21 protein-coding genes and 1 riboswitch are annotated in these 25,694 nt (G+C 39.1%); of the genes, 9 read left to right on the plus strand and 12 right to left on the minus strand.

Annotated features, from left to right (window positions below; all coding sequences use genetic code 11):
• The first annotated feature begins 67 nt into the window (after nucleotides 1-67).
• Complete coding sequence (locus AC1RJ8_RS10650) at nucleotides 68-391, plus strand: heavy metal-binding domain-containing protein (RefSeq protein WP_029274899.1); 324 nt, start codon at nucleotides 68-70, stop codon at nucleotides 389-391.
• A gap of 84 nt (nucleotides 392-475) precedes the next feature.
• On the opposite strand, the gene pfkA is transcribed toward AC1RJ8_RS10650, so the two are convergent.
• From pfkA to AC1RJ8_RS10670, 4 genes are all read right to left on the minus strand, one after another.
• Nucleotides 476-1,459 (minus strand): 6-phosphofructokinase, encoded by a 984-nt coding sequence (gene pfkA, locus AC1RJ8_RS10655; protein WP_492953792.1) that lies wholly within the window; start codon nucleotides 1,457-1,459, stop codon nucleotides 476-478.
• On the minus strand, nucleotides 1,452-3,146 hold the full coding sequence (locus tag AC1RJ8_RS10660; RefSeq protein WP_492953793.1) for a protein-disulfide reductase DsbD family protein: 1,695 nt from the start codon (nucleotides 3,144-3,146) through the stop codon (nucleotides 1,452-1,454). The genes pfkA and AC1RJ8_RS10660 overlap by 8 nt, the downstream gene beginning before the upstream one ends.
• A gap of 150 nt (nucleotides 3,147-3,296) precedes the next feature.
• Nucleotides 3,297-3,746 (minus strand): protein-disulfide reductase DsbD domain-containing protein, encoded by a 450-nt coding sequence (locus AC1RJ8_RS10665; RefSeq protein WP_492953794.1) that lies wholly within the window; start codon nucleotides 3,744-3,746, stop codon nucleotides 3,297-3,299.
• 7 nt (nucleotides 3,747-3,753) lie between these two features.
• A complete protein-coding gene (locus AC1RJ8_RS10670) occupies nucleotides 3,754-4,530 on the minus strand; it encodes a biotin--[acetyl-CoA-carboxylase] ligase (RefSeq protein ID WP_492953795.1) in 777 nt (258 codons plus the stop codon).
• Between the two features lie 44 nt (nucleotides 4,531-4,574).
• Between AC1RJ8_RS10670 and rsfS the strand changes: the two genes are divergently transcribed.
• The 3 genes from rsfS (at nucleotide 4,575) to AC1RJ8_RS10685 (ending at nucleotide 7,705) form a co-directional block, all read left to right on the plus strand.
• A complete protein-coding gene (rsfS, locus tag AC1RJ8_RS10675; protein WP_057930976.1) occupies nucleotides 4,575-4,949 on the plus strand; it encodes a ribosome silencing factor in 375 nt (124 codons plus the stop codon).
• Nucleotides 4,950-4,976: 27 nt separating this feature from the next.
• Nucleotides 4,977-6,995, plus strand: coding sequence for an ATP-dependent zinc metalloprotease FtsH (gene ftsH, locus AC1RJ8_RS10680; RefSeq protein WP_492953796.1), 2,019 nt, complete (start codon nucleotides 4,977-4,979; stop codon nucleotides 6,993-6,995).
• A 65-nt stretch (nucleotides 6,996-7,060) separates the two neighbouring features.
• The gene (locus AC1RJ8_RS10685) at nucleotides 7,061-7,705 is read left to right on the plus strand and encodes a LutC/YkgG family protein (RefSeq protein ID WP_492953797.1); all 645 of its coding nucleotides are present in this window, start codon (nucleotides 7,061-7,063) and stop codon (nucleotides 7,703-7,705) included.
• Between the two features lie 63 nt (nucleotides 7,706-7,768).
• On the opposite strand, the gene AC1RJ8_RS10690 is transcribed toward AC1RJ8_RS10685, so the two are convergent.
• Nucleotides 7,769-8,737, minus strand: a complete 969-nt coding sequence (locus AC1RJ8_RS10690) for a cell envelope integrity TolA family protein (protein WP_492953798.1) — start codon at nucleotides 8,735-8,737, stop codon at nucleotides 7,769-7,771.
• A 261-nt stretch (nucleotides 8,738-8,998) separates the two neighbouring features.
• On the opposite strand from AC1RJ8_RS10690, the gene AC1RJ8_RS10695 reads away from it, so the two are divergent.
• Nucleotides 8,999-10,075: a 3-oxoacyl-ACP synthase III family protein gene (locus AC1RJ8_RS10695; protein ID WP_492953799.1), complete on the plus strand. Its 1,077-nt coding sequence runs from the start codon at nucleotides 8,999-9,001 to the stop codon at nucleotides 10,073-10,075.
• On the opposite strand, the gene AC1RJ8_RS10700 is transcribed toward AC1RJ8_RS10695, so the two are convergent.
• The 5 genes from AC1RJ8_RS10700 to AC1RJ8_RS10720 all read right to left on the minus strand — a co-directional run bounded on the left by AC1RJ8_RS10700 (nucleotide 10,072) and on the right by AC1RJ8_RS10720 (nucleotide 14,429).
• Nucleotides 10,072-11,559 carry a tetratricopeptide repeat protein gene (locus AC1RJ8_RS10700; protein ID WP_492953800.1) on the minus strand — a complete coding sequence of 496 codons (1,488 nt, stop codon included), beginning with the start codon at nucleotides 11,557-11,559 and terminating at the stop codon, nucleotides 10,072-10,074. The genes AC1RJ8_RS10695 and AC1RJ8_RS10700 overlap by 4 nt on opposite strands.
• A gap of 174 nt (nucleotides 11,560-11,733) precedes the next feature.
• Complete coding sequence (locus AC1RJ8_RS10705; RefSeq protein WP_057930982.1) at nucleotides 11,734-12,477, minus strand: zinc ribbon domain-containing protein; 744 nt, start codon at nucleotides 12,475-12,477, stop codon at nucleotides 11,734-11,736.
• Nucleotides 12,477-13,574: a Nif3-like dinuclear metal center hexameric protein gene (locus AC1RJ8_RS10710; protein WP_492953801.1), complete on the minus strand. Its 1,098-nt coding sequence runs from the start codon at nucleotides 13,572-13,574 to the stop codon at nucleotides 12,477-12,479. Before AC1RJ8_RS10710 ends, AC1RJ8_RS10705 begins: the two co-directional genes overlap by 1 nt.
• Nucleotides 13,575-13,752: 178 nt before the next feature.
• A complete protein-coding gene (locus AC1RJ8_RS10715; RefSeq protein WP_057930984.1) occupies nucleotides 13,753-14,121 on the minus strand; it encodes a TM2 domain-containing protein in 369 nt (122 codons plus the stop codon).
• A gap of 5 nt (nucleotides 14,122-14,126) precedes the next feature.
• Nucleotides 14,127-14,429 (minus strand): DUF2752 domain-containing protein, encoded by a 303-nt coding sequence (locus AC1RJ8_RS10720; protein WP_057930985.1) that lies wholly within the window; start codon nucleotides 14,427-14,429, stop codon nucleotides 14,127-14,129.
• A 231-nt stretch (nucleotides 14,430-14,660) separates the two neighbouring features.
• On the opposite strand from AC1RJ8_RS10720, the gene mfd reads away from it, so the two are divergent.
• Both mfd and AC1RJ8_RS10730 read left to right on the plus strand, forming a co-directional pair.
• Nucleotides 14,661-17,999, plus strand: coding sequence for a transcription-repair coupling factor (mfd, locus tag AC1RJ8_RS10725; protein WP_492953802.1), 3,339 nt, complete (start codon nucleotides 14,661-14,663; stop codon nucleotides 17,997-17,999).
• A gap of 98 nt (nucleotides 18,000-18,097) precedes the next feature.
• Nucleotides 18,098-18,319: a DUF3820 family protein gene (locus AC1RJ8_RS10730; RefSeq protein ID WP_492953803.1), complete on the plus strand. Its 222-nt coding sequence runs from the start codon at nucleotides 18,098-18,100 to the stop codon at nucleotides 18,317-18,319.
• A gap of 199 nt (nucleotides 18,320-18,518) precedes the next feature.
• Here the strand turns inward: AC1RJ8_RS10730 and AC1RJ8_RS10735 are convergent, their stop codons facing one another.
• Together AC1RJ8_RS10735 and AC1RJ8_RS10740 are read right to left on the minus strand one after the other, a co-directional pair.
• Nucleotides 18,519-19,235, minus strand: a complete 717-nt coding sequence (locus tag AC1RJ8_RS10735; protein ID WP_492953804.1) for a DsbA family oxidoreductase — start codon at nucleotides 19,233-19,235, stop codon at nucleotides 18,519-18,521.
• A 188-nt stretch (nucleotides 19,236-19,423) separates the two neighbouring features.
• Complete coding sequence (locus AC1RJ8_RS10740; RefSeq protein WP_492953805.1) at nucleotides 19,424-22,117, minus strand: M14 family metallopeptidase; 2,694 nt, start codon at nucleotides 22,115-22,117, stop codon at nucleotides 19,424-19,426.
• Nucleotides 22,118-22,242: 125 nt separating this feature from the next.
• A riboswitch (cobalamin riboswitch) is annotated at nucleotides 22,243-22,450 on the plus strand.
• Between the two features lie 197 nt (nucleotides 22,451-22,647).
• On the opposite strand from AC1RJ8_RS10740, the gene metE reads away from it, so the two are divergent.
• Both metE and AC1RJ8_RS10750 read left to right on the plus strand, forming a co-directional pair.
• Complete coding sequence (metE, locus tag AC1RJ8_RS10745; protein ID WP_492953806.1) at nucleotides 22,648-24,981, plus strand: 5-methyltetrahydropteroyltriglutamate--homocysteine S-methyltransferase; 2,334 nt, start codon at nucleotides 22,648-22,650, stop codon at nucleotides 24,979-24,981.
• A 283-nt stretch (nucleotides 24,982-25,264) separates the two neighbouring features.
• Complete coding sequence (locus tag AC1RJ8_RS10750) at nucleotides 25,265-25,651, plus strand: acyl-CoA thioesterase (RefSeq protein ID WP_025141655.1); 387 nt, start codon at nucleotides 25,265-25,267, stop codon at nucleotides 25,649-25,651.
• The last annotated feature ends 43 nt before the right edge of the window (nucleotides 25,652-25,694 follow it).

Here is a 25,694-nt window from a genome sequence, read left to right on the forward strand (position 1 = left end):
AAATGGGCTTTTCAAAAAAAATGTAACATTTCTAAAAAAAATTGTTCTAATTATTAAAACTGAAACTATGTTAGTAACCACAACGCCTTCAGTTGAGGGCAGAAAAATTGTAAAATATATAGGTCTTGTTACCGGAGAAACGATTATTGGGGCAAATATTTTTAAGGATTTATTTGCAGGAATAACGGATATCGTAGGGGGCAGATCGAGTTCTTACGAACGCGTTTTAAGAGAGGGAAAAGATACTGCGGTTAACGAAATGCAGCAATATGCAGCTGCCCTTGGTGCAAATGCTATTGTTGGTGTAGATTTAGATTATGAAACTGTAGGCAGCGGAGGCAGCATGTTAATGGTGAGCGCCAATGGTACTGCTGTTATTTTAGAAGATTAAGAAATTGCTTATTGCGAAAACTAAGCAAAAACAAGAAAGTCTTTCCGGTGCGGGAAAGACTTTTCTTTTTTATCCTGTTTTCGATTAAAACGAAAGTATATCGATTAATTTAAGCCATTTAGAACTCACTTTTTCAGCATTAATGTGTTTAATGGCATGATCAAAGGGCGTAAAAACAATTTCACGGTTAATCTGGCCAGCCATAACACCGCTTTCGCCATTAATTAAACCCTCTACAGCAGCAACACCTAAGCGGCTCGCCAGCACACGATCCATACAGGTCGGTTTTCCACCACGCTGAATATGCCCTAAAACTGAAACTTTAGTATCATAATGCGGATATTTTTCCTGAAGAATTTCGCCAACCTTAAATGCGCCACCGGTATCATCACCTTCAGCAACGATAATGATTTTCGAAGCTTTATCTTTACGGCTATGCTCCAGTTTATGTAAAATGTCGTTCGCATTCATGTTTGCTTCCGGAATCATAATGGCTTCGGCACCAACACCGATTCCACTTCTTAGAGCAATTAACCCGGAGTCGCGGCCCATTACCTCTACTATAAAAAGCCTGTCGTGCGATTCGGCAGTATCTCTGATCCTATCCACCGCGTCGATAACGGTATTAATGGCAGAGTCGTAACCAATGGTAAAATCTGTTCCGGCTAAATCGTTATCAATAGTGCCAGGCAAACCAACAATTGGAAAATCGAACTCTTTTGAAAAAATATTTGCGCCTGTAAATGTTCCATCACCACCAATTACAACCAAGGCATCAATTCTATTGGCTTTTAGGCTTTCATAAGCTGTTTTTCTGCCTTCAACGGTTTTAAAAGCTTCGCTACGTGCAGTTTTTAAAATGGTTCCTCCGCGCTGGATAATATTTGCTACAGATTTGCGGTCCATAGGGATAAAATCATTGTTGATCAACCCTTCGTACCCACGGATAAACCCGGTTACTTCGATATCATAATAAATTGAGGCCCTTACCACGGCCCTGATTGCGGCATTCATGCCTGGCGAATCTCCACCAGAGGTTAAAACACCAATATTCTTAATCTTATTCATTTGTTTGTTTCTTAGCAAATTCTGATAATCCATTATCAAGATATTGCAAATATTTATCTATATTAAATTCTACTCCGATAGGAGGCGAAACTAATTCTTTTTCATCAGTACCCAAAAGTACATAATATGGTTGCGAAATGGTATTAAATCTTTCGGCCTGCAAATGTTTAAATTTTTTACCAACCGTATTCACTTTTGTGCCTAAAATTTTAGAATCAAATTGTTCAGCAGCTGGCAGATCCGTTTTATCATCGGTGTAAAGCGATACAACAATATAATCTTCTTTCAACTTTTTAAGCACCCTTGGGTCAGACCAAACCCTTGCCTCCATTTCGCGGCAATTTACACAGCCATGGCCTGTAAAATCAAGAAATAACGGTTTTTTTACCTCCTTTGCGTAAGCCAACGCTTCCTGATAATCAAAAAATCCATCAATGTTATGCGGAATGTGCAGGAATTCAGCATATTTACGCTTAGCATGGCTGGTTGCTGTTGTTTGGTTTGATCCACCACCACTATCTTGTCCGATCACAAAATCCTGAGTAGAAAGCGGAGGTACCAATGCACTTACGGCTTTTAAAGGAGCTCCCCATAGGCCTGGAATTAAATATATCGCAAATACGAAAGTGGCGGTTGCAATAAATAACCTCGGCACTGAAACATAAGGAAGATCACTATCGTGAGAAAATTTGATTTTTCCCAGTAAATAAACGCCTAAAATTAGCGCCAGTACAATCCAAATGGCCAAGAAAATCTCTCTATCCAATATACCCCAGTGATAAGCCAAATCGGCTGTCGAAAGGAATTTTAAAGATAGGCCCAACTCTAAAAAGCCAAGAAAAACTTTAATAGAGTTTAACCATCCGCCTGATTTTGGCAATCCCGTCATTAAACTCGGGAAAATGGCAAACATGGTAAAAATTACCGCTAACGATAATGAGAAACCAAACATTACTACAACAGGTGTTAGCAAATCGGTATTAATGGCAACTAATGAGGTTCCGATCAGTGGGCCGGTACAAGAGAAGGAAACAACTGCTAAGGTTGCTGCCATGAAAAAGATCCCGCTTAAACCTTTAGCATCCGATTTTGCATCAAGTTTATTTACAAATGAACTTGGCAGGGTAATTTCGAAAGCACCTAAAAACGATATGCCGAAAACAATCAGTATAAGAAAGATGAAAATATTAAAAAATCCATCGGTAGATATTTCATTTAATGCACTGGCGCCCCAGATCAAGGTAATAATTACGCCTAAACCAACATAAATTACAATGATCGATAAGCCGTAAATAATGGCACTTCTGATTCCTTTTGCTCTGCTTTCGGCTCTTTTGGTAAAAAAACCAACAGTAAGCGGCACCATGGGAAAAATACATGGAAGAAAAAAAGCGGCAATACCGGCCAACAGGCCTAAACCAAAGGTTACCCAAAGCGATTGTTTAGGGGCATCCTTACCAGCTACCGTAGCTTTTTCTACTTTGGCTGTATCCTTCTTAAGGGTATCTTTTTCCGTTTTTACCAGACTATTGGCTGCACTATCCTGTGCAGAACCTACTTCGGTAAAAACAATATCATCGGGAGGAGCAGTTGCTGTGGTATCCTGTGTTACCAGGGCGTAACTCTTAACGGCTGGCAATGCAACAAACATTGTAGCCATTAACAACAATAATAAAACCTTTTTCATTTGTGTGTTTTGTGTGTGTATTTTTTGAAACCGTGAAATTAAGAATAATTTTATAAACGATTTTTTTTAAACCACTACTCCACGTAGATTTTACTTTAAAAAGAAACAGTCCCGAAAATTCGGGACTGTCTGTAAATATTTTGATGTCAACTATTTAACCGGAACGCTAAACTCAACTTCTTCTGGTGGAAGACATTGTTTATCATTACAAACCATAAACTCAACTTTTCCTTTAACAGCAGCTGTACCCTTATTTAATTTCACCTTTTGCTGAAAAATTACCGCTTTTTCGAAATAGCTTACGTTCATTTTAAATGTACTTTCGTATTTAACAACTGCTTTAGGTTCGATTGTTTTACCAACAAGGCTAAAATCTTTGGAAGGGGCAAAAGTAAATGTAGTTTTTACCGGGCCACCATCTTTCACATTTTGCGAATAGATATGCCATCTATCTTCGATTGTAGCCTTTAAATATATGATGGCTTCATCTTTACTTATTTTCTTCGCAGAATAAGCCCAGGTTACCGGCTTTTCAATTTGGGCAAATGCACCCGCGATGGTAAAAAGTACCATCGAAAGTACTAAAGTGATTTTTTTCATTGTGTGTTTATTTTGTGTGTGTAAATTCTATTTCTTTAAAATTAAAGCCTTTCAGGCCGTTCTTTGTATCAACGGTTAGCCTACCATCATCCTCAACTCCTACTATAGTACCTTCAAAAAGCGCTCCATTTTGCATATACAACGCTGGAATATTAAAGTTATAAAGCCTTGAAAGGTAATCATTTTGTAAAATACTATATTTCCCAGTCCTCAAAATTAAGTAGTATTTTTCCATAAATATGAATAATTTATCCATAATATCCATTAAAGCTACATCTCTTTGTAAAATTTGAATGACTGAAGTAGCGCGTTGGCTAATATTATCCGAAAATTCGGATTGGTTAATATTTAAACCAATGCCAATTACTGATGATTTAATAGAATTGCCTGTCAGTGTATTTTCGATTAATATCCCCCCTAATTTCTTATTTTGGTAATACATATCATTCGGCCATTTTACTTTTATCCCGTCCGGAACAAAACAGGCTAAAGCATCACTAACGGCTAAACTAACGGCTATATTTAAATAAAACTGTTTATTTAGGGGCAAAAAAGAAGGTTTTAAATAAATGCTTGTACTTATATTTTTCCCTGCCTGTGTTTGCCAAACGCTTTCCTGCTGTCCTCTTCCGGCAAACTGATTATCTGCCATAATTACAGTCCCTTCGGCTAATGGCTCGGATTTTGACACCAAATCTTTTAAAAAGTTATTAGTAGAATCAACTTCTTTTAATTTGATTAAATTTTGACCAACAAATAGTGTCGAAAAAGTGTTATTTTGCAAGTGTTGAATTTATAATATTGTAATTCCAAAATTAAAGCATTTTAATGGTAAAAAAGAAAATAGTAGCCCTTTCTACATACCTTTCTGAGTTAGCCGTTCACGGCATACAGGAGAAAAAAGGAGAAGATATTGTGCGGTTAGATCTTAGAAATATTCATACCTCAGTGGCTGATTACTTTATTATTGCGAGCGCCAACTCCGGTACTCAGGTAAAAGCTATTGCTGATAGTGTAGAAAAAGAAATATATAAAGCCACTCAGGCCGATCCAAGACATAAAGAAGGTTTCGAATCTGCAGATTGGATTATTCTTGATTATTTCGATGTGGTTGTGCACATTTTTAAAACTGAAAAGCGCCACTTTTATGGCATAGAAGAACTTTGGGGGGATGCCGAAAGCACAAATTATCAAAGCGCATAACCTATAGAACCATTTTGACAAAGACAAATGAACGACAATCAAAATACCAACGAAAAACAAGGAAAAAGAATTCCAAATATCCCTAAAAAACCACAAAAAGGATCGAAATTTAATATTTTCTGGGTGTACGCGGCCATTATTATAGCCATTATTGCAGCACAGTTCTTATTTACTACCGATGGCGGTAAAGAAGTTACTTACCAAAAGTTCGAACAACAGATGTTACTTAAAGGCGACGTACAAAAAGTTGTTGCCTATAAATCCGACGATTTAGTCCGTGTAGAGGTTTATATCAAAAAAGATAGTTTAGAAAAAAAGAAACTATACGATGCCTACAAAAGCAATAGTACCTTTAATGTAAATAACACCGCTAGCCCTGTTGTATATTTCAATGCCGGTACAATGGATGGCCTTGATAAACAACTTGCCGATTCGCAAAAAGATCTTCCTGCTAACCAGCCAAGGGTATTGGCCGAGAAAACCAGCCGCAGCAATCCGTTGGCAAGTTGGTTCTTAAGTATCATTTTACCAGTGCTGCTTTTAATCGGGTTCTGGATTTTTATGATGCGCAGAATGGGCGGTGGTGCCGGCGGTGGCGGCCAGATTTTCAGTATCGGAAAATCAAAAGCAACTTTATTCGATAAAGAAAGCCAGGTAAACATTACTTTCAACGATGTTGCGGGTTTAGAAGAAGCAAAAACAGAGGTAATGGAAATTGTAGATTTCCTTAAAAACCCTAAAAAATATACCGATTTAGGTGGAAAAATCCCTAAAGGTGCTTTACTTGTAGGTTCGCCAGGTACTGGTAAAACCTTGTTGGCTAAAGCTGTTGCAGGCGAGGCCCAGGTTCCTTTCTTCTCGCTGTCAGGATCTGATTTTGTAGAGATGTTTGTTGGGGTAGGAGCATCTCGTGTTCGCGACTTATTTAAACAAGCAAAAGATAAATCGCCATGTATCATCTTTATTGATGAGATTGATGCTATTGGCCGTGCACGTGGTAAAAACGGTGTAATGGGCGGAAATGATGAACGCGAAAACACCTTAAACCAGCTTTTAGTTGAAATGGATGGTTTTGGCACGAATACACATGTTATTATTTTAGCCGCTACCAACCGTGCTGATGTTTTAGATAAGGCTTTATTAAGAGCAGGCAGGTTCGACAGGCAGATTTATGTTGATTTACCGGATGTTATCGAGCGTAAACAAATTTTCGAAGTTCACATCACTCCGCTTAAAAAATCAGAAGAGCTTGATACTGAATTTTTAGCAAAACAAACGCCAGGATTCTCAGGAGCAGACATTGCAAATGTTTGTAACGAAGCGGCATTAATTGCTGCCCGTAAAAACAAATCGGCAGTTGATAAGCAAGATTTCTTAGATGCTGTTGATAGAATTGTAGGTGGTTTAGAAAAGAAAAACAAAATCATCACCCCAAGTGAAAAACGCGCTATTGCTATTCACGAGGCTGGTCACGCCACAGTAAGCTGGTTGTTAGAACATGCGGCGCCTTTAGTTAAAGTTACTATTGTGCCACGCGGACAGAGCTTAGGTGCAGCCTGGTATTTACCAGAAGAACGCTTAATTGTTCGTCCTCACCAAATGCTCGACGAAATGTGTGCAACGATGGGTGGTAGGGCAGCTGAAAAAGTAATGTTCGATACCATTTCTACCGGTGCACTTAGCGATTTAGAAAAAGTAAATAAACAAGCCAGAGCAATGGTTACCATTTATGGTTTGAACGATAAATTAGGGAATATTACTTATTACGATTCATCTGGTCAGAATGAGTATAATTTCTCTAAACCATATTCAGAGGATACCGCATTAACGATCGACAAAGAAATTTCGGCATTAATTGAAGGCCAATACCAAAGAGCGATTAGTTTATTAGAAGAAAATAAAGATAAATTGATCCAATTGGCCGATATCCTGATCGAAAAAGAAGTTTTATTTAAAGACGATTTAGAAGTGATTTTTGGTAAACGATTATTCGAAAACCAAGGAGAAAGCGGAACTCCCGGACATATTACTCCGGTAGAAGCATAAATAAATAATTTCTATTATTACATTTGCTACCCTAGTTTAATTATTAGGGTAGCTTTTTTTTTACAATGAAGGATAATACGACAGCAAAAGAACAAATACTAAAAAAGATAAGGAAAGCACTATTAGAGAAGCGCGAAAACCCTTATCCTAATTTAGAAGAAAGTCAATTGTATAAAAAAAATACGGATGAGCTAGAAGTATTATTTGCCGAGCAGCTCACCGCTATATCTGGCAACTTTATCTTCTGCGAAGATGGGATTGATTTCTTTGAAAACATGCTGCAATTGGCCGATAAGTTTAAATGGCGCAAAATATACTGCTGGGAACCAGAACTTCAACAGTTTTTAAGCAAATACGAATTCCCTTTTTATCAAACCGATAAAGATTTTGAACAGGCAGAGGTAGGCATTACCCTTTGCGAAGCCTTAATTGCCCGTAATGGAAGTGTAATGGTAAGCAATAGCGGTGCTGCCGGCAGGAGATTAAGCATTTTCCCACACCACCACATTGTAATTGCAAAAACAAGCCAGCTGGTTTTAGATCTTAAAGATGCTTTTCTGTTATTGAAGAACAAGTATGGTAATCAAATCCCATCAATGATCAGCAACATCACAGGTCCGAGTAGAACTGCAGATATCGAAAAAACATTGGTTTTAGGCGCGCACGGGCCTAAAGAGCTTTTTGTGTTCTTGATTGATGACTTTAGTTAATGGGATGAGCAGATAGACCCCTATTATCTTCCTGTATAAAACCCATCCCATTATACAATAAATCTACCTCGAACTCTGAAACCTTTTCACCACTAACTCACCTGCAGCATTTATGCAATATATGTCTTCATCATAGTTAGAATATCTTCTTGATAGCACCGGTTTTAACCCCTCATCTTCCAGTTTATGGTGATCAAATGTCAAATAAAGTTCTACTCTAGAGCGATCTTTATCCAAAGTGATGGTTTTTTTCGTTTTTACATTGTAAATGTCAACATCCTGAATCCTTCTATAATTATAGCCCCAGCTAGAATCTTCCCCAAAATCTTTGCTTCTACCAATCACGAAATAATCGTTCATTAAATGAAATATGGTACTGATGCTCTTATCATTAAAAAGCCGTTTTCCTTTCAGGTCAACGATATCTGCAACCTTTCTCGTTTTACCATTGGTTAAGGTGTTTTCTTCATTCAAAATCACGATCCCGATATTTTTATTGTCTCCAAAAGCCGCGAAAGTGCTATTATAATCCTTGCTTTTTAAAACCGTATCGCCATTTTCGTTCAAAAAGTAATTTAAGCTTTTACCACTCATCGACATTGATCCTGGATAGTCGGCAAAAAACAATATATCTTTTGTGGGTTTAGATGGTGCTTTTTTTACGGGCACTTCAGGCTTTTTGATCGCTGTTACAGGCATTTTTCCCATCGTTACGCGTACTTCGGTTACTTTATTTTTCTCTGCAGTCTCGGCCAGTTTCTTTTTAAAGTCTGCCTCCCTTTCAGCCTTAAGCTTTGCATTTCTAATTTTGCCTGCTTCATAGGCTGCCTTATCATCTGCGATTTTCTTTTTACGGGCGTCCTCATTTTCTTTGTCACAAGCGGGGCACATCAGTTTTCCTTCCGCATTATTCCAGCCTTTAGGTGCAAATCTGCAGTTATAACGGGCATATTCGCTCTTCGAAACATGCGATTGGGCATTGGCGAACTGTACCATCAACAGCAGCAAAACAATGGTCAAGAAACTTTTCATTTTATTTCGTTTAATTCATTGTAAAAATACCCGAGCAACTAAACGATTTATATACCCTTTACTGGGTATATTTAGTGCCTGATTTATATATTTATGAAATGTTAAGTAAAACATGCCATAGAAGCTAAACGCGACGGGAAAACAACCTTATTAAAATTTGTCCATGAAAATAAGTTTCGTTAAAATTAAATTTATTTTCGATTACCGAATATAATTGATATTTTTATACTACATACCGTTTTAGTATGCGGTATTATAATTATGAGCAGAGCAATAAATACGGTAATTACCGGCACTGGAAGTTATATCCCAAAGAATATTATTTCTGGTAGTGAATTCTTAAATTCGACGTTTTTTGAGAATGGTAACCGATTGGAGAAAGAGAATTCAGAGATCATTGATAAATTCTCGGAGATTACGGAAATCGTAGAAAGACGTTACGCCTGCCCCGAGCAGTTAAGCAATCACATTGGCGCAAAGGCCGCAGAAAAAGCCATTGAAAATGCAGGTATTGATAAAGAAACTTTAGATTATATTATATTCTGTCATAATTTTGGCGATATCCCTTTAGGTAGCAACCGCATAGATATTTTACCGTCGTTAGCCTCAAAGGTAAAACAACAATTAGGTATTCAAAATCCAGACTGTGTTGCCTACGATATCATTTTTGGTTGTCCAGGATGGGTTCAGGGTGCGATACAGGCAGATTATTATATTAAAAGCGGAGATGCGAAACGTGTTATGGTTATTGGCGCAGAAACCTTAAGCCGCATTATCGATCCACATGACCGCGATAGTATGATTTTTTCGGATGGTGCCGGAGCCGTAATTTTCGAAGCTGAAGAATCAGCAGAAAAAAGAGGGATATTAGCCCATAAAACAGAAACACATGCCGTTAATTACGGTAATTTACTTACCATGGGCAAGGGATCTCATCCTGATGAGACCAGTGGAAACTTCTATTTAAAAATGAATGGGCGTAAGCTATACGAGTTTGCGGTAATCCAGGTGCCTCAGGTGATTAAAAAGGCCATTGATAAAGCAGGCTTAAGCGTTGAAGATGTAAATATCGTATTTGTTCACCAGGCTAACGGGAAAATGGATACGGCTATCATGAAACGTTTATTTAAGCTTTACGGTAAAGATACAGTGCCAGAAAACCTAGTCCCAATGACGATTTCATGGCTAGGAAACAGTTCGGTAGCCACCGTACCAACCTTATTAGATCTGGTATTAAAAGGCGAAGTTAAAGGCTATAAAGTTAAGCCTGGCGATGTAGCTGTTTTTGCTTCAGTAGGGGCTGGGATGCACATTAATGCCTTTATACACCGTTTCTAATTCGCTAGCCGTTTTAATCCGGCCCTAGCCTGGCTTTCAATACTGCTTTCGAATTCATGATTTTTCATGGCAATCGCCGTATTGAAAGCCTCTTTCGCTTTTGCGTTATTTTTCCTTCTTTCGTAAAGCTTACCCATCTGCACTGCCGCGTTGGCGGCAAAATAGTATTTTAGATTTTTGCCTTCATTAATTGTCTCCTGATAAGCTGTTAATGCCTGATCGTCTTTCCCTAAGTCATCATAAATTCTACCTAACCGGTAATTCAGTTCTGTTTTGTCTTTATCGTTAGTGTAATCCGTTACTTTCTTGTTATCAAGTAGCTGCAAGGCCCTGCTTAAATAACCACCATCAAACAGTAACCGGGCTTTTAACAGGTCAATTGTTGGCGCTCCTGAAGTCGCTTCGGCTTTCGCCTGTTTATCTTTTTCCATGTAAGTATATCCGTTTTTAACAGCCTTGGCAGCAAATGCCGTGTAAGCCGCTTTATCTCCTTTCAGAAGAGAGATCCAGCCCAAATGAAGGTAAGCGTCCTTCACAAAATTAACACCCTTGGTTGTCTGCAAAAAGCGGTTTAAATAGGTTCCTGAATTGAGGTCAAGTTTATTCAGGTGCGCAATGCCCTCCAGGTAATCCAAATATGGAAAAGGCTGATACACGCCCCCTTCAGGCCGCTTAGCTAAAATTGTAATAGCTTCTTCGCTATGTCCGTTTTTAATGCACACATAACTCTGCAAATAACTTTTTAACAAACTGGTATCGGCAATCCGTTCGGTATATTTTATGGTTTTTGCATAGGCCTGGGGGCTATGCGCCACATCGGTTAATACATAGGCATAATAAAACACCACTTCTTCGTAAAAAGGCTCGTAAGACGATTTTGGTAGATTATCAGCCAGTTTTTCGAACATATTTAGTCCGTTCTGAAGGTTACCCTTGATTCCAAAAGTAGATAATGCTGTTTTTAAAGCTCCATCCGGAAGATTGCCCAGAACAGCATTAATCAGCCCCAGGCCTTTTAAGTTGAGGTGAAAGTTCGGAAATTTCTTACTGTTCTCCTGCAAAAGACTGTTGGCTTTTTTAACCTCCATCGCAGCATTAAAATATTCACCAAAACGCCCACGGATCAGTGCCCATTGCAAATTAATTTCTGCCTGCGCATATAGGTAATATGGCGAACTTTTATCATCATCACTTATTTGGTCTAACCGTGTATATTTATTTCCCTTTAGGCGATCAAAATCAGCTTTGCTCTCAGATGTTAGGACTGTAAAATAATCTACGTAATTTTCTAAAAGTGGAATAATGGAATTATTGGGGTGCTGTTTTTTTTCGGTAGAGATATAAGCCCTTGCATTGCCTAATTTAAGCTCGAATATACTTTTATAGGCATTTAAGCAATTGTTGTTAAAATCGAAATTTGCAAATAAAGATGCTGGAAGCAGTAGAAGAGCAGAAAGTGCAAAAACAGGGAAGATTTTAGTCATTCGGGAATATATTTCAGTTTGATTCTGCGCTATAGCAACAGTAGTTCACATTTAAACAAATATCTACATTAAACGCTAAAATCATATTCTTGTTTTGTGTAAACGCCAGAAAATAGGTCTAAACAAAAAACGTCCCGATTAAATCGGGACGTTCTAATAATTTTATGATGCGGATTAAGCTTCTGCTACTTCGTGCGTTAAAGCTTCATCAACCAAAATACGACCGCAGTGCTCGCAAACGATAATTTTTTTACGTTGGCGGATATCTAACTGACGTTGAGGTGGAATCTGGTTAAAGCAGCCTGAGCAAGAATCGCGGTCGATTGTTACTACAGCTAAACCATTTACAGCATTTTTGCGTAAACGTTTGTAGGCCACCAATAAACGCTCTTCGATTTGAGGCTCAGCTTTATCAGCTTTCTTTTGTAAATCCTGCTCTTCTTTTTCAGTTTCAGCAGTAATTACATCAAGCTCGCCTTTTTTAACTTCTAAATCTTTCTTTCTGCCATCTAACTCCGCTTTAGCAGCTTCGTAGATTTCAGTTTTAGAAGTGATTTCGAAACCGTGTTCTTTAATTTTCTTTTCAGAAACCTGAATATCTAAACCTTGAATCTCAATTTCTTTCGTTAAAGCATCGTATTCACGGTTGTTTTTAACTTCTTTTAATTGAGTATCGTATCTTTTGATGGCAGCTTGCGCATCTTTAATTGTATTTTTACGGGTTACGATTGAATCCTCAAGATCATCAAGTTCGCCTTTGATTTTTGCAATTCTAGTTTCTAATCCTAAAACGTCATCCTCAAGATCGGCAACTTCCATTGGTAATTCACCACGAACCTGGCGGATCTTATCAATTTTTGTGTGGATATTTTGTAATTCGTATAAAGCCTTTAGCTTTTGTTCTACGGTTTGTTCCATTAAAACAAGTAATTTATGGGGTTTGTATTTTGCTCCGTTAAACGGATTGCAAAGTTAGTAAATTTTTTCTGAATAATTTCAAGCAATAAATTTGAGGTAAATTGTTCAGTTTCAAAGTGTCCGATGTCGGCAATGATCAATTTTTCCTCTGCATCAAAAAACTCGTGATATTTAAAATCTGCGGTAATAAAAGCATCCGCTCCGGCAGCGATGGCCTCTTTTAACAGGAAACTTCCTGAACCGCCGCAAACCGCTACTTTTTTGATCCTTTTGCCAATTACCTCGGTGTGCCTAACCACTTTGGCCTGCATTCTATCTTTTACCAAATGTAAAAAATCATAAGCATCCATATCATATTCCAGCCAGCCCACCATACCCGAACCCACCAATTGGTGTTTATTTTCGAGTTTGTAAATATCGTAGGCCACTTCTTCGTAAGGGTGGTTCTCGAACAAAGCAACCAGAATTTTGCGTTCGGCCTGTGTTGGGTACACCATTTCAATCCGCACCTCAGCCTCCCGGTGGCGAACGCCTCTTTCTCCTACAAAAGGATCAGCATCTTCATTACCTTTAAATGTACCAAAACCATCGGCATTGAAACTGCATTCGCTGTAATTGCCAATATTGCCTGCTCCGGCATAAAACAATGCCGACCTCAATTGCTCGGCCTGTGCTTGCGGGCAATAGGTAACCAGTTTTTTCAAAAGGCCCGTTTTCGGCGAAAGCACTTTGGTTCCTGTTAAGCCCAAACGCTCACAAATTCTTGCATTTACTCCTGTGTGGATACTATCAAGATTGGTATGGATAGCATAAAGAGCAATATTATTCCTAATCGCCTTTAACACTACGCGCTCTACATAATTTTTACCGTTGAGTTTTTTTAACCCTTTAAAAACGATTGGGTGGTGGGTAATAATCAGATTGCAACCTGTTGAAATCGCTTCATCTACAATTTTTTCTACACAATCTAAAGCCACTAAAGCCCCACGGATTTCCATATTCGGATTACCTACAATTAAACCAGAGTTATCATAATCTTCCTGATAATTAAGTGGCGCTATGCTTTCTAAATAGTTCGTTATTTCGGCTAATTTCATTTGATAAATATAGTTAAACCTCGCAGGTTTTAAAAACCTGCGAGGTTGGAATGTCAAACAAAAAGCCCGTCTCGATATAAAATCGGGACGGACTTGTCGTGTACGGCGGGACGAACATTAAAAGCTGTTCTGTCTTTGCTTTCCAAAAGAAATATTAAGGATCGTAAAAATGAATGGTTTACTGAAAACCGCCCATTCTTACCATCTGCAAGCTTTCGAAAACCATTTTCTGGTTATGTTCAAAGGCAAGAGTCTTGTGGTTTACCACATCGATAATCGATCCGATAAAACATAAACCTGCGGTTAAGAGATATAAAATACCCATTCCGATCTGACCGATGATAAACCTTTGCAGCCCTGGAACAGCAAATAAACCGATTAAACAGAAAATGAGCATATCTGATGGATTTTTCCTTTTGCTGCTGTAAACCATTAAGAAGTTACGCAACTGTTGCTCGGTTAATCCGGTGGTAGCTTGTTGTAAGTATGAGAATTCTTCTGGCGTTATGCCTGGTAACGACATTAGAGGTGATTGATATATATCCATGGTTGCTATGTATTTGTGGTTGAAATTTTAAACTTGTTTTTATTTTTTATCAATGTGTAAATTCTATAAACTATTATTAAAAGTGCCGGAAACCCAAACCAATGTTCGGAAAAGCTTTCGGTAAACTCGCCATGTAAAATATGACTGATTGACCTGCCTATACCGCATCCCGGACACCAGTCTTTAAAGCCCAAATTGGCTAAAGGACAAAGTGTGAAGTGATGTTCGTGGCTATTCGCTGTTGCCAGTAATACTAAAGCTGCAACCCAGAAAAAAAGTTCTAGTGGAAAGCTTTTGATGTACTTCATTGTTTCACTTTTTATATGGTTTAGAGGTTATAGCGTACCCTTTGTTACATCAATTTGCCCCCTAATCGACGAAAGAGGGATATATTTCGACAAAACGAGTAATGGAATCTAAGAATAAGAACTTATTTCTTTTCCTTTTTTGATTTTCACCTGCAACCCAGCCAAAAATAGTTAAAAAAACCTTTACACAAATTGCAGGTTAATATTAAAAGATAAGCTTATTTTTGTGCCTTGAACATTCGCGATTTAATAAACAGATACAAAACCGACGATAGGGTAACCCAATTTACCAAAGCGTTGAATAGCAGCAAAAACCCAAAGATACAATTAAAGGGATTGGTGGGTTCGGCCGATGCTATTGTTGCCCTGTCTTCTTACTTTATATTACATAAACCCATACTATTCGTTTTACCGGATAGGGAAGAAGCCGCTTATTTTCAGTCTGACCTGGAGAGCGTTTTGGATAAACAGGTTTTATTGTTCCCATCCTCGTACCGTAAATCATTTGATTTTACACAGGTTGATACGGCCAACGTTTTGGCCCGTGCGGAGGTTTTGAACGAACTGAACCACGATTCGGAATACGGAAAAATTGTGGTTTCTTATCCCGAAGCCATCGCCGAAAAGGTTATTGACCGCTCTGCTTTAGAAAAAAACACTTTAGAAATTAGTCTGGGTGCCAAGTTGGGCATCGATTTTATCAACGAATTTTTAATTGATTACGATTTCGACAGAAGAGATTTTGTTTACGAACCAGGCCAATTTTCTATCCGTGGCGGTATTGTAGATATATTTTCTTTCTCATCCGATCTTCCTTACCGTATCGAGTTTTTTGGTGATGAGGTAGAAAGTATCAGGAGTTTTGAAATTGAAAGTCAGCTTTCGGTTGCCGATGTTAAGTCGCTTACCATTGTCCCGAATGTTCAGGCGAAATTTTTAACTGAAAGCAACATCAGCATCCTCGATTATATCGATCAGGATACACAGCTTTGGTTTAAGGATGTAGAATTTACCCTCGATATTGTTAAAGGGGGCTTTAAAAAGGCTGTTGAACTTTGGAAAGCACTACCAGCGGTAGATAAAAACCAAAATCCCGAATGGATTGATCCAAAATTTGCCTTTACTGACGAAAAGTTACTGGGCGATCATCTTCAGGATTTTCCAATCATCGAATTCGGGAAGCAGTTTTTTTATAAAACCGCCGACCGTTTTGAATTTGAAACCAAACCACAGCCATCGTTTAATAAAGATTTCAACCTACTCATTCACAACCTTAAGGAAAATGAAAAAGAGGGTATTGTTAATTTTATTTTTACTGATTCACCAAAACAGGTTGAACGTTTATATGCCATTTTAGAGGATATTGATAAAACGGCCAAGTTTACGCCGATCAATAGCATGTTGCGCGAAGGTTTTGTTGATCCACAGATCCAAACCGCATTTTATACCGATCACCAGATTTTCGATCGATATTATAAATACAAGCTTAAAAAAGGCTATCAGAAAAGTCAGGCCATTACCCTAAAAGATCTTCGGGAACTAAAATCCGGCGATTACGTTACCCACATCGATCATGGCATCGGCAAATATGCCGGGCTTGAAAAGGTTGAGGTAAATGGAAAAACACAAGAAATGATCCGTTTAATCTATGCGGATAACGACCTGCTTTATGTAAACATCAACTCGTTAAACCGCATTGCCAAATACAGCGGTAAGGAAAGCGGAGTACCCAAAATGAATAAACTGGGTACCGATGCCTGGGATAAGCTAAAAAAAACTACTAAAAAAAAAGTTAAAGATATCGCCAGGGATTTGATCAAGCTTTATGCTTTGCGCAAAACCCAGGCTGGAACGGCATTTTCGCCAGATAGCTATTTACAAACTGAATTGGAGGCTTCTTTTATTTACGAAGATACCCCCGATCAGTTAAAAGCTACCCAGGATGTGAAAAAGGATATGGAATCGCCGCATCCAATGGATCGTTTGGTATGTGGTGATGTCGGCTTCGGAAAAACAGAGATTGCAGTACGTGCGGCATTTAAAGCGGTAGCAGAAGGTAAACAGGCAGCGATCCTGGTACCAACAACCATATTGGCCTTACAGCATTTCAAAACTTTTTCGTCACGTTTAAAAGATTTCCCGGTTACGGTTGATTACATTAACCGTTTTAAAACCAGTAAACAGATTAAGGACACGTTAGCCGAAGCAGCTGCAGGCAAAGTTGATATTTTAATCGGCACACACCGTTTGCTGAGCAAAGATGTAAAGTTTAAGGATCTCGGCATCATGATTATTGATGAAGAGCAGAAATTTGGTGTTACCGCAAAAGAAAGGTTAAAAGCTGTAAGGGTAAACGTTGATACTTTAACACTTACCGCGACTCCGATCCCGAGAACGCTGCATTTTTCTTTGATGGGCGCAAGAGATTTATCCATCATCAGTACACCGCCACCAAACCGGCAACCGGTGAGTACTGAATTGCATGTTTTTAATGATAAACTGATTCAAGAGGCTGTTCAGTTCGAATTAGACCGCGGCGGACAGGTTTTCTTTATCCATAACCGCGTAAATGACCTGATGCAATTGGGTGGATTGATCCAGAAACTGGTTCCAAAAGCCAGGATCGGTATTGCACATGGCCAGCTAGATGGCGACGCACTGGAAGATGTAATGCTCGATTTTATTAATGGTGAAAAAGATGTTTTGGTGGCTACCACGATTATTGAGGCTGGTTTAGATATCCCAAATGCCAATACCATTATTATTAACCATGCACATATGTTTGGTTTAAGTGATCTCCATCAGATGCGTGGCCGGGTAGGCAGGAGCAACAAAAAAGCTTTCTGTTATTTACTTTCACCGCCACTATCTACTTTAACTTCTGAAGCCCGGAAGCGCTTAAGTGCCATTGAAGAATTTTCTGACCTGGGAAGCGGCTTTAACGTAGCCATGCGGGATTTGGATATCCGTGGAAGTGGAAATTTATTGGGCGCCGAACAAAGTGGCTTTATTGCGGAAATCGGTTTTGAGATGTACCACAAAATTTTGGACGAGGCTATTCAAGAATTAAAAGAAGCCGAGTTTAAAGGCCTGTTCGAAAATGAACCTGCCCGTCCGTTTGTGGGCTTTACGCAGGTAGATACCGATCTGGAATTGTACATTCCGGATGCTTATATCACCAATATTACCGAGCGTTACAATTTATATACCGAGCTTTCTAAACTCAATAACGAAGCAGAATTAGCTATTTTTGAAAAACATTTGGCCGACCGTTTTGGTCCGGTTCCGCCACAGGTAAAAACCATGCTCAGCGTGGTACGTTTGCAATGGTTGGGCAAGAAATTAGGCTTCGAGAAAATTAGTTTCAAGAAAAACAGCTTAAGAGGATATTTCTTAAGCGATAAACAATCTGCTTATTTCGATTCGAATACCTTTACCAAGATTTTAACTTTTGCACAGAACCATCCACGTATGTGTAATTTAAAAGAGGTAAAAAACACCTTAAGGATTGCTTTCGATAACATAAATACTGTTGAAGAGGCAATAGAAACTTTAGAGCTTATCGACTAAAAACATTAATTCAGTCAATAGACTGACTCAATTAACGTTAATTTGATCAACGAACTGACTGATTTAATGTTTTTAAACTTAGTTTATCTTAAAATGAAATGTTAGACCCTACCTTATTGCTCGATTTAGTGAAAATGCAAATGCCTTACGGAAAATATAAAGGTTATCTGATCTGCAATATCCCTGAAAGTTATTTGCTTTGGTATAAGGATAAGGGCTTCCCCAAGGGTAAATTAGGCGATTTAATGGCTACTATGTTTGAGATCCGAGTAAATGGATTAGAGTATCTGTTAACGCCGTTGAAGAACCAGCCACGGTAAATATCCCGAGCGATCGTCATCCTGAGCGGAGTCGAAGGACCGAAAACGATCGTCCTCCTGAACTTGTTTCAGGATCTAATTCATAATTAACGCAATAGATGCTGAAATAAATTTACTGCGTAGCTTTCCGCTGCGCTAAAGGTCAGCATGACGAGTTGGGTAAAATCTGCGTTGATCAGCTTAATCTGCGGGAAAAAGGCTATATCTCACACCCATTTTCATCACAAACTGCATCATCATTTTTATTTAATGAGGTTATTGTGGTTTTAGGTTGAGCTTCTTTCCATTCGGTAAAACTTTGAGTAAGTGCATCGGTAAATGCCTGAACAGGTTGAGCACCCGAAACACCATACTTGCGGTCCATTACAAAATAAGGTACACCGCGGATCCCTAAATTCTGGCTTTCATAAATATCGTAACGGACAGCTTCAGCAAACTCATTTCCATTCAAAACTGATTCAACCTCATCCTTATCCAAACCTATTTCTATAGCAAGATCAATCAAAACACTCGTTTCACCGATATTTTTACTGTTTACAAAATGCGCTTCAAACAGTTTTTCTTCAGCTAAATCCTGAAGATTATGTTTTGCCGCCAAATGGATCAAACGATGAGCATTAAAGGTATTGGCAGGAATATTCGTATCAAAATCTATCTTCAAACCGGCGTTTGCAGCCATATCGACCACCTGCTTGGTCATTTGTTTAGCCTGCTCAATTGGCATTCCCTTGCTTCGCGAAAGGTAATCGTAAACGGATTCATTATTGGTATTGTGATACTCAGGATTGAGCTGATAGCTCTTCCAATCGACTTCAATTTCATTTTTGAACGGCAATTTTTCTATCGCCTGCTCAAAATGTCTTTTCCCGATATAGCAAAACGGACACATCACGTCCGACCAGATTTCTACTTTCATAACACAAAATTAAGGTGATTAAAGTTGGGTAAAGTAAGATCAAAGTAAAAAGCCACTATCGTTTAGGGTAGTGGCTTTCTATATTAATATAGAACTGTCATCCTGAGCCTGTCGAAGGATAGAAATAATACGTTTTTAAGCGTTTCGACAAGCTCAACGTGACAAATCCGAGTAATTTATAGATGTGATTACTTATACAACTGGTTAAATATCAGCTTAAAAGTGCCATGTGTTTGTGCCCTAAAAGCAATTTCAGGTCCGAAAACAAGCAGCTTGCCTTTACCAACCTTTGCCTCGAAGGCCGTTACCCCATCTTGCAGGTAAGCCTGCCCCCAGGCCCAGCCGCTGCGTAGCGGGGTGGCGTTTTCGAACCACATTAAAGGTTTAATCTTTCCTGCTGCAATAGCGTCGCCTGTGAGCTTAAAAACAGGGCTATTATCAAAGTATACATCAGCCTCCTTTTCCATGCCCCAATTGCTTGGCAAAGTTGTATCTACGCCAACATTTAAAACACTTCCCGGGACATAATATTTTTCAGCTGGCAATCTCTTTTCCTCTCCATTTACGATTTCAACCATTGCATTGCGAACAGGGAGATTTAAATGATAGGCTAAATTGGTACTGCTACCAATAGTTACAATATTGCCGCCTGCCTCCAAAAATTTCTTTAATTCAGGGATTGATTTGTCTGCGGTGATCCTTCCCAAACGGTTTCTAAATTCCTGAGGAACTTCCTCTGCCTTTGGCCCAAAAAATCTGTTTCCAGCACCTCCCTGAACCGATGGGATCGCACCACCTACAAAAATAATTACATCATACTTAGATTTTAAGTTTCCGGCATCAATATCCTGCGGATAAATTACCGTTGCAGTATAATGATATTGTTCCATTAAAAAGCGCAGCCAGCCTGAAGCCATAGAGCCTCCATAGGTATCCCAAAGCGCAATTCTGCCAGCAGAAATTTTAATCTTATCCTTTGGTACGGCTGCAGTTTTGAGTTTAATGTTTGCTTTTTCCAATATTGCTTTCCCTGCTGACGAAACATAAAAATCGCCATTTTCAGTAGAACGGTGAACTTCAATTTTATTTTTCAAAAGATCGTTCACTGCAGTATAAGAATCGTTTTGTGCTGCACTTAACACATAATTTGATCCATTAGGCCATTTATTGTCTGGCTTTAATAATTCTCCGTAAGGGTTTTTCTCAAACGGCCCTGAAAAATCATTTAAAATCCGGTCGAATTTCACATCCATTAAATAAGCTAAAGTCCATCCGGCAGCATCGTATGGTGGAATTGGTGCACCCCCTTCGTATTTAAAATCGTTTGGATGATCTTGCGGCTCGAACATATCCAAAACGTGCGGACGGAAAGCCTGATCGGTTTTTATGACATAACTTCCGGCAGGATAATTTTTTCCCGCAACGGAAAATGAAGCGGTTGCTTTTTGAACCACAATACCCGTTCTGATCAAAGCGTTTAAAAATTTAACAGCAGAGTTAAAATCCGGTTGATCGGCACTTAAAATGTATCCGCGGGGATCTCTGTTTGCAGGAGCTTTCATTACCGTATCAAAAGCTTTCATACTGATCTGCCTCCTTGCCCCAAAATCTGCATCACCTCCGGCAATTGACGCCCCTTTTTCACCTTTAGCCGCGTTATTAATGGCTTCTATTTTTTTTGGAGAAAAAGACCAGGTATCTTTTTTACCACGTTCTATCGAATTTCTGCCCATCTGGTAAATGTTGTACAACAATTCGTCGCGATAGCGTTGCGCATAGTTTAAAACGGCATAGTTTAACGATACCGAATAATCGATCGAGTTTTTAAAGTACCACTTCCTCGGGGTAATCGGGTTTGGTGAATCGCCGTTAGGCAATAATCTCGAAGGAACTAACGGAATTTCAGAAGGCGTAGGGTTCCCGATAATCTCGGTCAGGAGCCCAATCATATTATGAAAATAAGTGGTGGTTCTTAAACCGCCATTGTACCAGGTAGAGTAAACCGATCCTCCACGCTGGGTATAACCAGGTTTGTTTTCTACATTCATTCGGTTGTGCATGGCCGCACCAACGGCATCCAAACTGGTTAACAACGTGGGGTCGAAAACATAATTAAAAGGATCGCGGTAGGGAGGCCCGGCAACAACGGTTCCCGCCGGACCAGCCTGATGGTGGTTATACATAATCTGCGGAATCCATTCTACAAAAAGCTGGCGTCCGATATTCTGCGTTTCTTTAAGGTTTAACATAAAGAAATCGCGGTTGTTATCATGGCCTGCATATTTTTCATACAAAACAGGCAAACCTGAGGTTGTTCTTTTTTTAGGGTCTTTCTCTCTCATGTACCAATTGCCCAACAGTTCTTGCCCATCAGGGTTGGCATGGGTAAACAAAATGATTACGTTATCCAAAATGCGCAGGGTTTCAGGGTCTTTTCTGGAGGCAAACTCATAAGCTGTTTCAATCAGCTGATGCGCACCCACTACCTCGTTGGCGTGCAGGCCACCATCTATCCAAACTACTGCTTTACCTTCCTGGGCCAATGCTTTTGCCTGCTCCGCTGTAATTTCTGCGTGTGCCAGCTGTTGCGAAATTTCCTTGTAACGGTCTAATTTCTTGAGGTTTTCTGGTGAAGAAACGATTAACATGTATTGACTTCTGCCTTCTTCGGTTTTGCCAATATCAACCAGTTTAATGCGGTCAGAACATGCCGCGAGTTTCTTAAAATAAGCTTCTGTTTGGGTATAATTGGCCAATTGATAATCGTCGCCGATATCAAAACCAAAATGCGATTTAGGCGTTGGCACTTCCTGCGCCAGCACCGCATAGCTATTTACCATTAAAAAAGCAATAAAAAGCCTTTTAAAGTAGATTTTTATCATAATAAAGTTTAGTTAGGTAATCAAATATAATAGAGAATAAGCGCTAAAAACGGCTTGCTGTAAATTTGTTACAAGTTTTAAATCCTAATCCATACATTTGCCTTGATGTAAGTTCTTAACTTTATTTTTCATCAACCGATACAGGTTCCCGGAATTACACCCGGGATTAATAGGGAATCGTGTGCAAATCACGAGCTGTCGCGCAACTGTAAATTCTGTCTTTTATTAAAAAGACAACGGTCTTATCATTCATGCCACTGTGCCGTTTACCGGGATGGGAAGGCGATAAGATCGGGAATAAGTCAGGAGACCTGCCTATATTGAATTGACGGTGCTTTCGCGTTATAAAGTAATTGGTCAGGTCTGATTGTACACCATAAAATTAAACATTTTATATGCTTGCTTTAAGCTTTTTGCTGATGAGTAGGCTGCTTGTGCGCGAACCTTTCCTCTTTATTTCTAACAAAAAACATTATAAAATATTGCTTTAAGGGCTTTTAAACGATTTATTTACTTAATCTTTAAAAGAGATGCTAACGCAAAATCTGGGCTATCCGCGAATAGGTAGCCAAAGGGAATTAAAGAAAATCTGCGAAAATTACTGGGCAGATAAAACTGGGTACAAAAATGTACTTCAGGTGGGAAAAAACATTCGCCACGAAAACTGGAACCTTCAAAAAGAAGCTGGAATTGACCTCATTCCTTCGAACGACTTTTCTTTTTATGATCATGTCCTTGATCATTCTTTAACTTTTGGGGCCATTCCGAAAAGGTATAACGAAGTGATATTGAAAAAAGGAAATTCAGAGCTTGATCTCTATTTTGCCATGGCAAGAGGTTATCAAAAAGAGGGATTGGATGTGGTAGCAATGGAAATGACCAAATGGTTCGATACCAATTACCATTACATTGTTCCTGAATTTTACAAAGACCAGCCTTTTAAACTTTTCTCTACCAAAATTATCGATGAGTTTTACGAAGCAAAACAATTGGGCATTACTACAAAACCTGTTTTAATCGGCCCGGTATCTTACCTTTTATTGGGAAAAGAAAAAGAAGCTGGTTTCGAAAAAATCGATCTGATCAAAAATCTCCTTCCGGTTTATATCGAGATATTATCCCGCTTAGATGCTTTGGATGTTGAATATGTTCAGTTTGATGAGCCTTTTTTGACTTTAGACCTTACCGAAAAAGACAAGAAAGCTTACGAATATGCCTATAAAGAGATCAGAAAGGCTTTTCCAAGGATAAAAATTGTTTTGGCTACCTATTTCGAAGGCTTGGGCAATAATTTAGCTTTAACAACTTCATTACCGGTAAATGTTTTACACATCGATCTGGTACGTGCTGAAGGTCAATTGACTGAGGCTTTAGCTTCACTAAAGGAAGATACTATCCTTTCGTTAGGTTTGGTAGACGGAAGAAACATCTGGAAAAATGATTTCGAAAAATCTGTTTCCATCATTAATCAAGTAGTAGAAAAAAGGGGCCTGGATAAAGTATGGATTGCCCCATCTTGTTCCTTAATCCACTCACCAGTTGATTTAGACAATGAAACCAATGAGCAAAACCTTTCGGCCGAAATTAAACAGTGGCTGGCTTATGCGAAACAAAAAATTGCGGAGGTAGCTACCCTAAAAAAACTGATCACCAACGAAAGCCCTGCATCTACCCTGCAAAAACTTGAGGAAAATAAGATCGCGATTGCTAACCGTAAAGTTTCTAAAATCATCCACAATCCCGAAGTTAAACAACGTGTTTTAGGATTAAAAGAGCAGGATGCAGAACGCTTAAGTCCATTTTCGAGCAGAAAAATTAAACAACAGGAACTCAATCTGCCAAGTTACGCCACTACTACCATCGGATCGTTTCCACAAACGGCAGAGGTAAGAAGCTGGAGAGCAAAGCTTAAAAACGGAACTTTTACCGTTGAAGAATATGATGATCTCATTGCGAAAGAAACTGCAAAAGCCGTAAACTGGCAGGAAGAGATCGATCTGGATGTTTTGGTTCATGGCGAATTTGAACGCAACGACATGGTTGAATACTTCGGTGAACAGCTAGATGGTTTTGCTTTCTCTAAAAATGGCTGGGTACAGAGTTATGGCTCACGCTGCGTAAAACCACCGATCATTTTTGGTGATGTTTCGCGGCCGAAACCTATGACGGTAAAATGGACCGCCTATGCGCAGTCGCTCACCTCAAAATATATGAAAGGTATGTTAACTGGTCCTGTAACCATCTTACAATGGTCGTTTGTACGTAATGATCAACCTCGATCAGAAACCTGCACTCAAATTGCTCTGGCCATCCGCGATGAAGTTTGCGATCTGGAAAATGCAGGCATAAAAATCATTCAGATTGATGAGCCAGCCATTAGAGAAGGTTTACCATTGCGCAAAGCTGATTGGCAAAACTATTTGAACTGGGCGGTTAAAGCCTTTAAAATTTCGGCGAGTGGTGTGAAAGACGACACACAGATCCATACCCACATGTGCTACTCGGAGTTTAACGATATCATCCAAAACATTGCCGATATGGATGCCGATGTAATCACCATCGAAACCTCACGCTCGCAGATGGAATTATTAGACGCATTTGCCGATTTTAAATATCCAAACGAAATTGGCCCCGGGGTATACGACATTCACTCTCCAAGGGTTCCGAAGAGGGAAGAAATGGTTCAGTTGCTCAAAAAAGCAAAAGCTGTTATTCCCTCCGAGCAACTCTGGGTAAACCCCGATTGTGGTTTAAAAACCCGCGGATGGGACGAAACCAAAAAGGCACTAATAGAAATGGTTGAAGCCGCAAAAGAAATGCGTAAAGCCGAAGAGGTACTTGCTGCAGATCTTCAGGTGAATTAGTTCTAATTTTGTCACACAGAAACCAATACTATTAAGTTAAGAATTCGATTGTTGTCAGTCTGAGCTTGTCGAAGACCCTTATCGTGAAATAACTAAAAAGACTGTCCTTCGGCAAGCTCAGGATGACATGTTTTTAGTTATTTCGCTACTTAATTGCATTACTGAAAGCACATTTTTTACATTTCAGTATCCATTTCTCAAGGCAAATCTTTTAATTTGGCAATTTTCTACTAAAAATAGCTAGAAAGTTGCCAAAGCTTTTTACAGCACCTATATTTAACCCATGACCCTAGAAGAAAGAATAGAAAATTCTAAAACCAGCATTTTTAAAGCCGTTTTCCCCAATACAACAAACCATTACGATACCCTTTTTGGCGGAACAGCCATGCATTTAATGGACGAAGTTGCTTTTATTACCGCAACCCGCTTTAGCCGTCAGATTATGGTTACGGTAAGCAGCGACCGGATAGATTTTAAAAAACCAATCCCGGCAGGCACTATCGTAGAGCTTATCGGTAAGGTAAACCATGTGGGGAATACCAGTTTAAAGGTTAATGTAGAAATTTATATCGAGCAGATGTATGCCGAGGGAAGAGAGTTGGCGGTGCACGGCGATTTTACTTTTGTGGCCATTGATGAAAATAAAAAGCCGGTTCAGGTAATTAAATAATCTTGTAAGCTTTGGCAAAAAAGATGTAAAAATCATAATGCCT

This window comes from Pedobacter sp. GW822-FHT03F06, assembly GCF_058801365.1.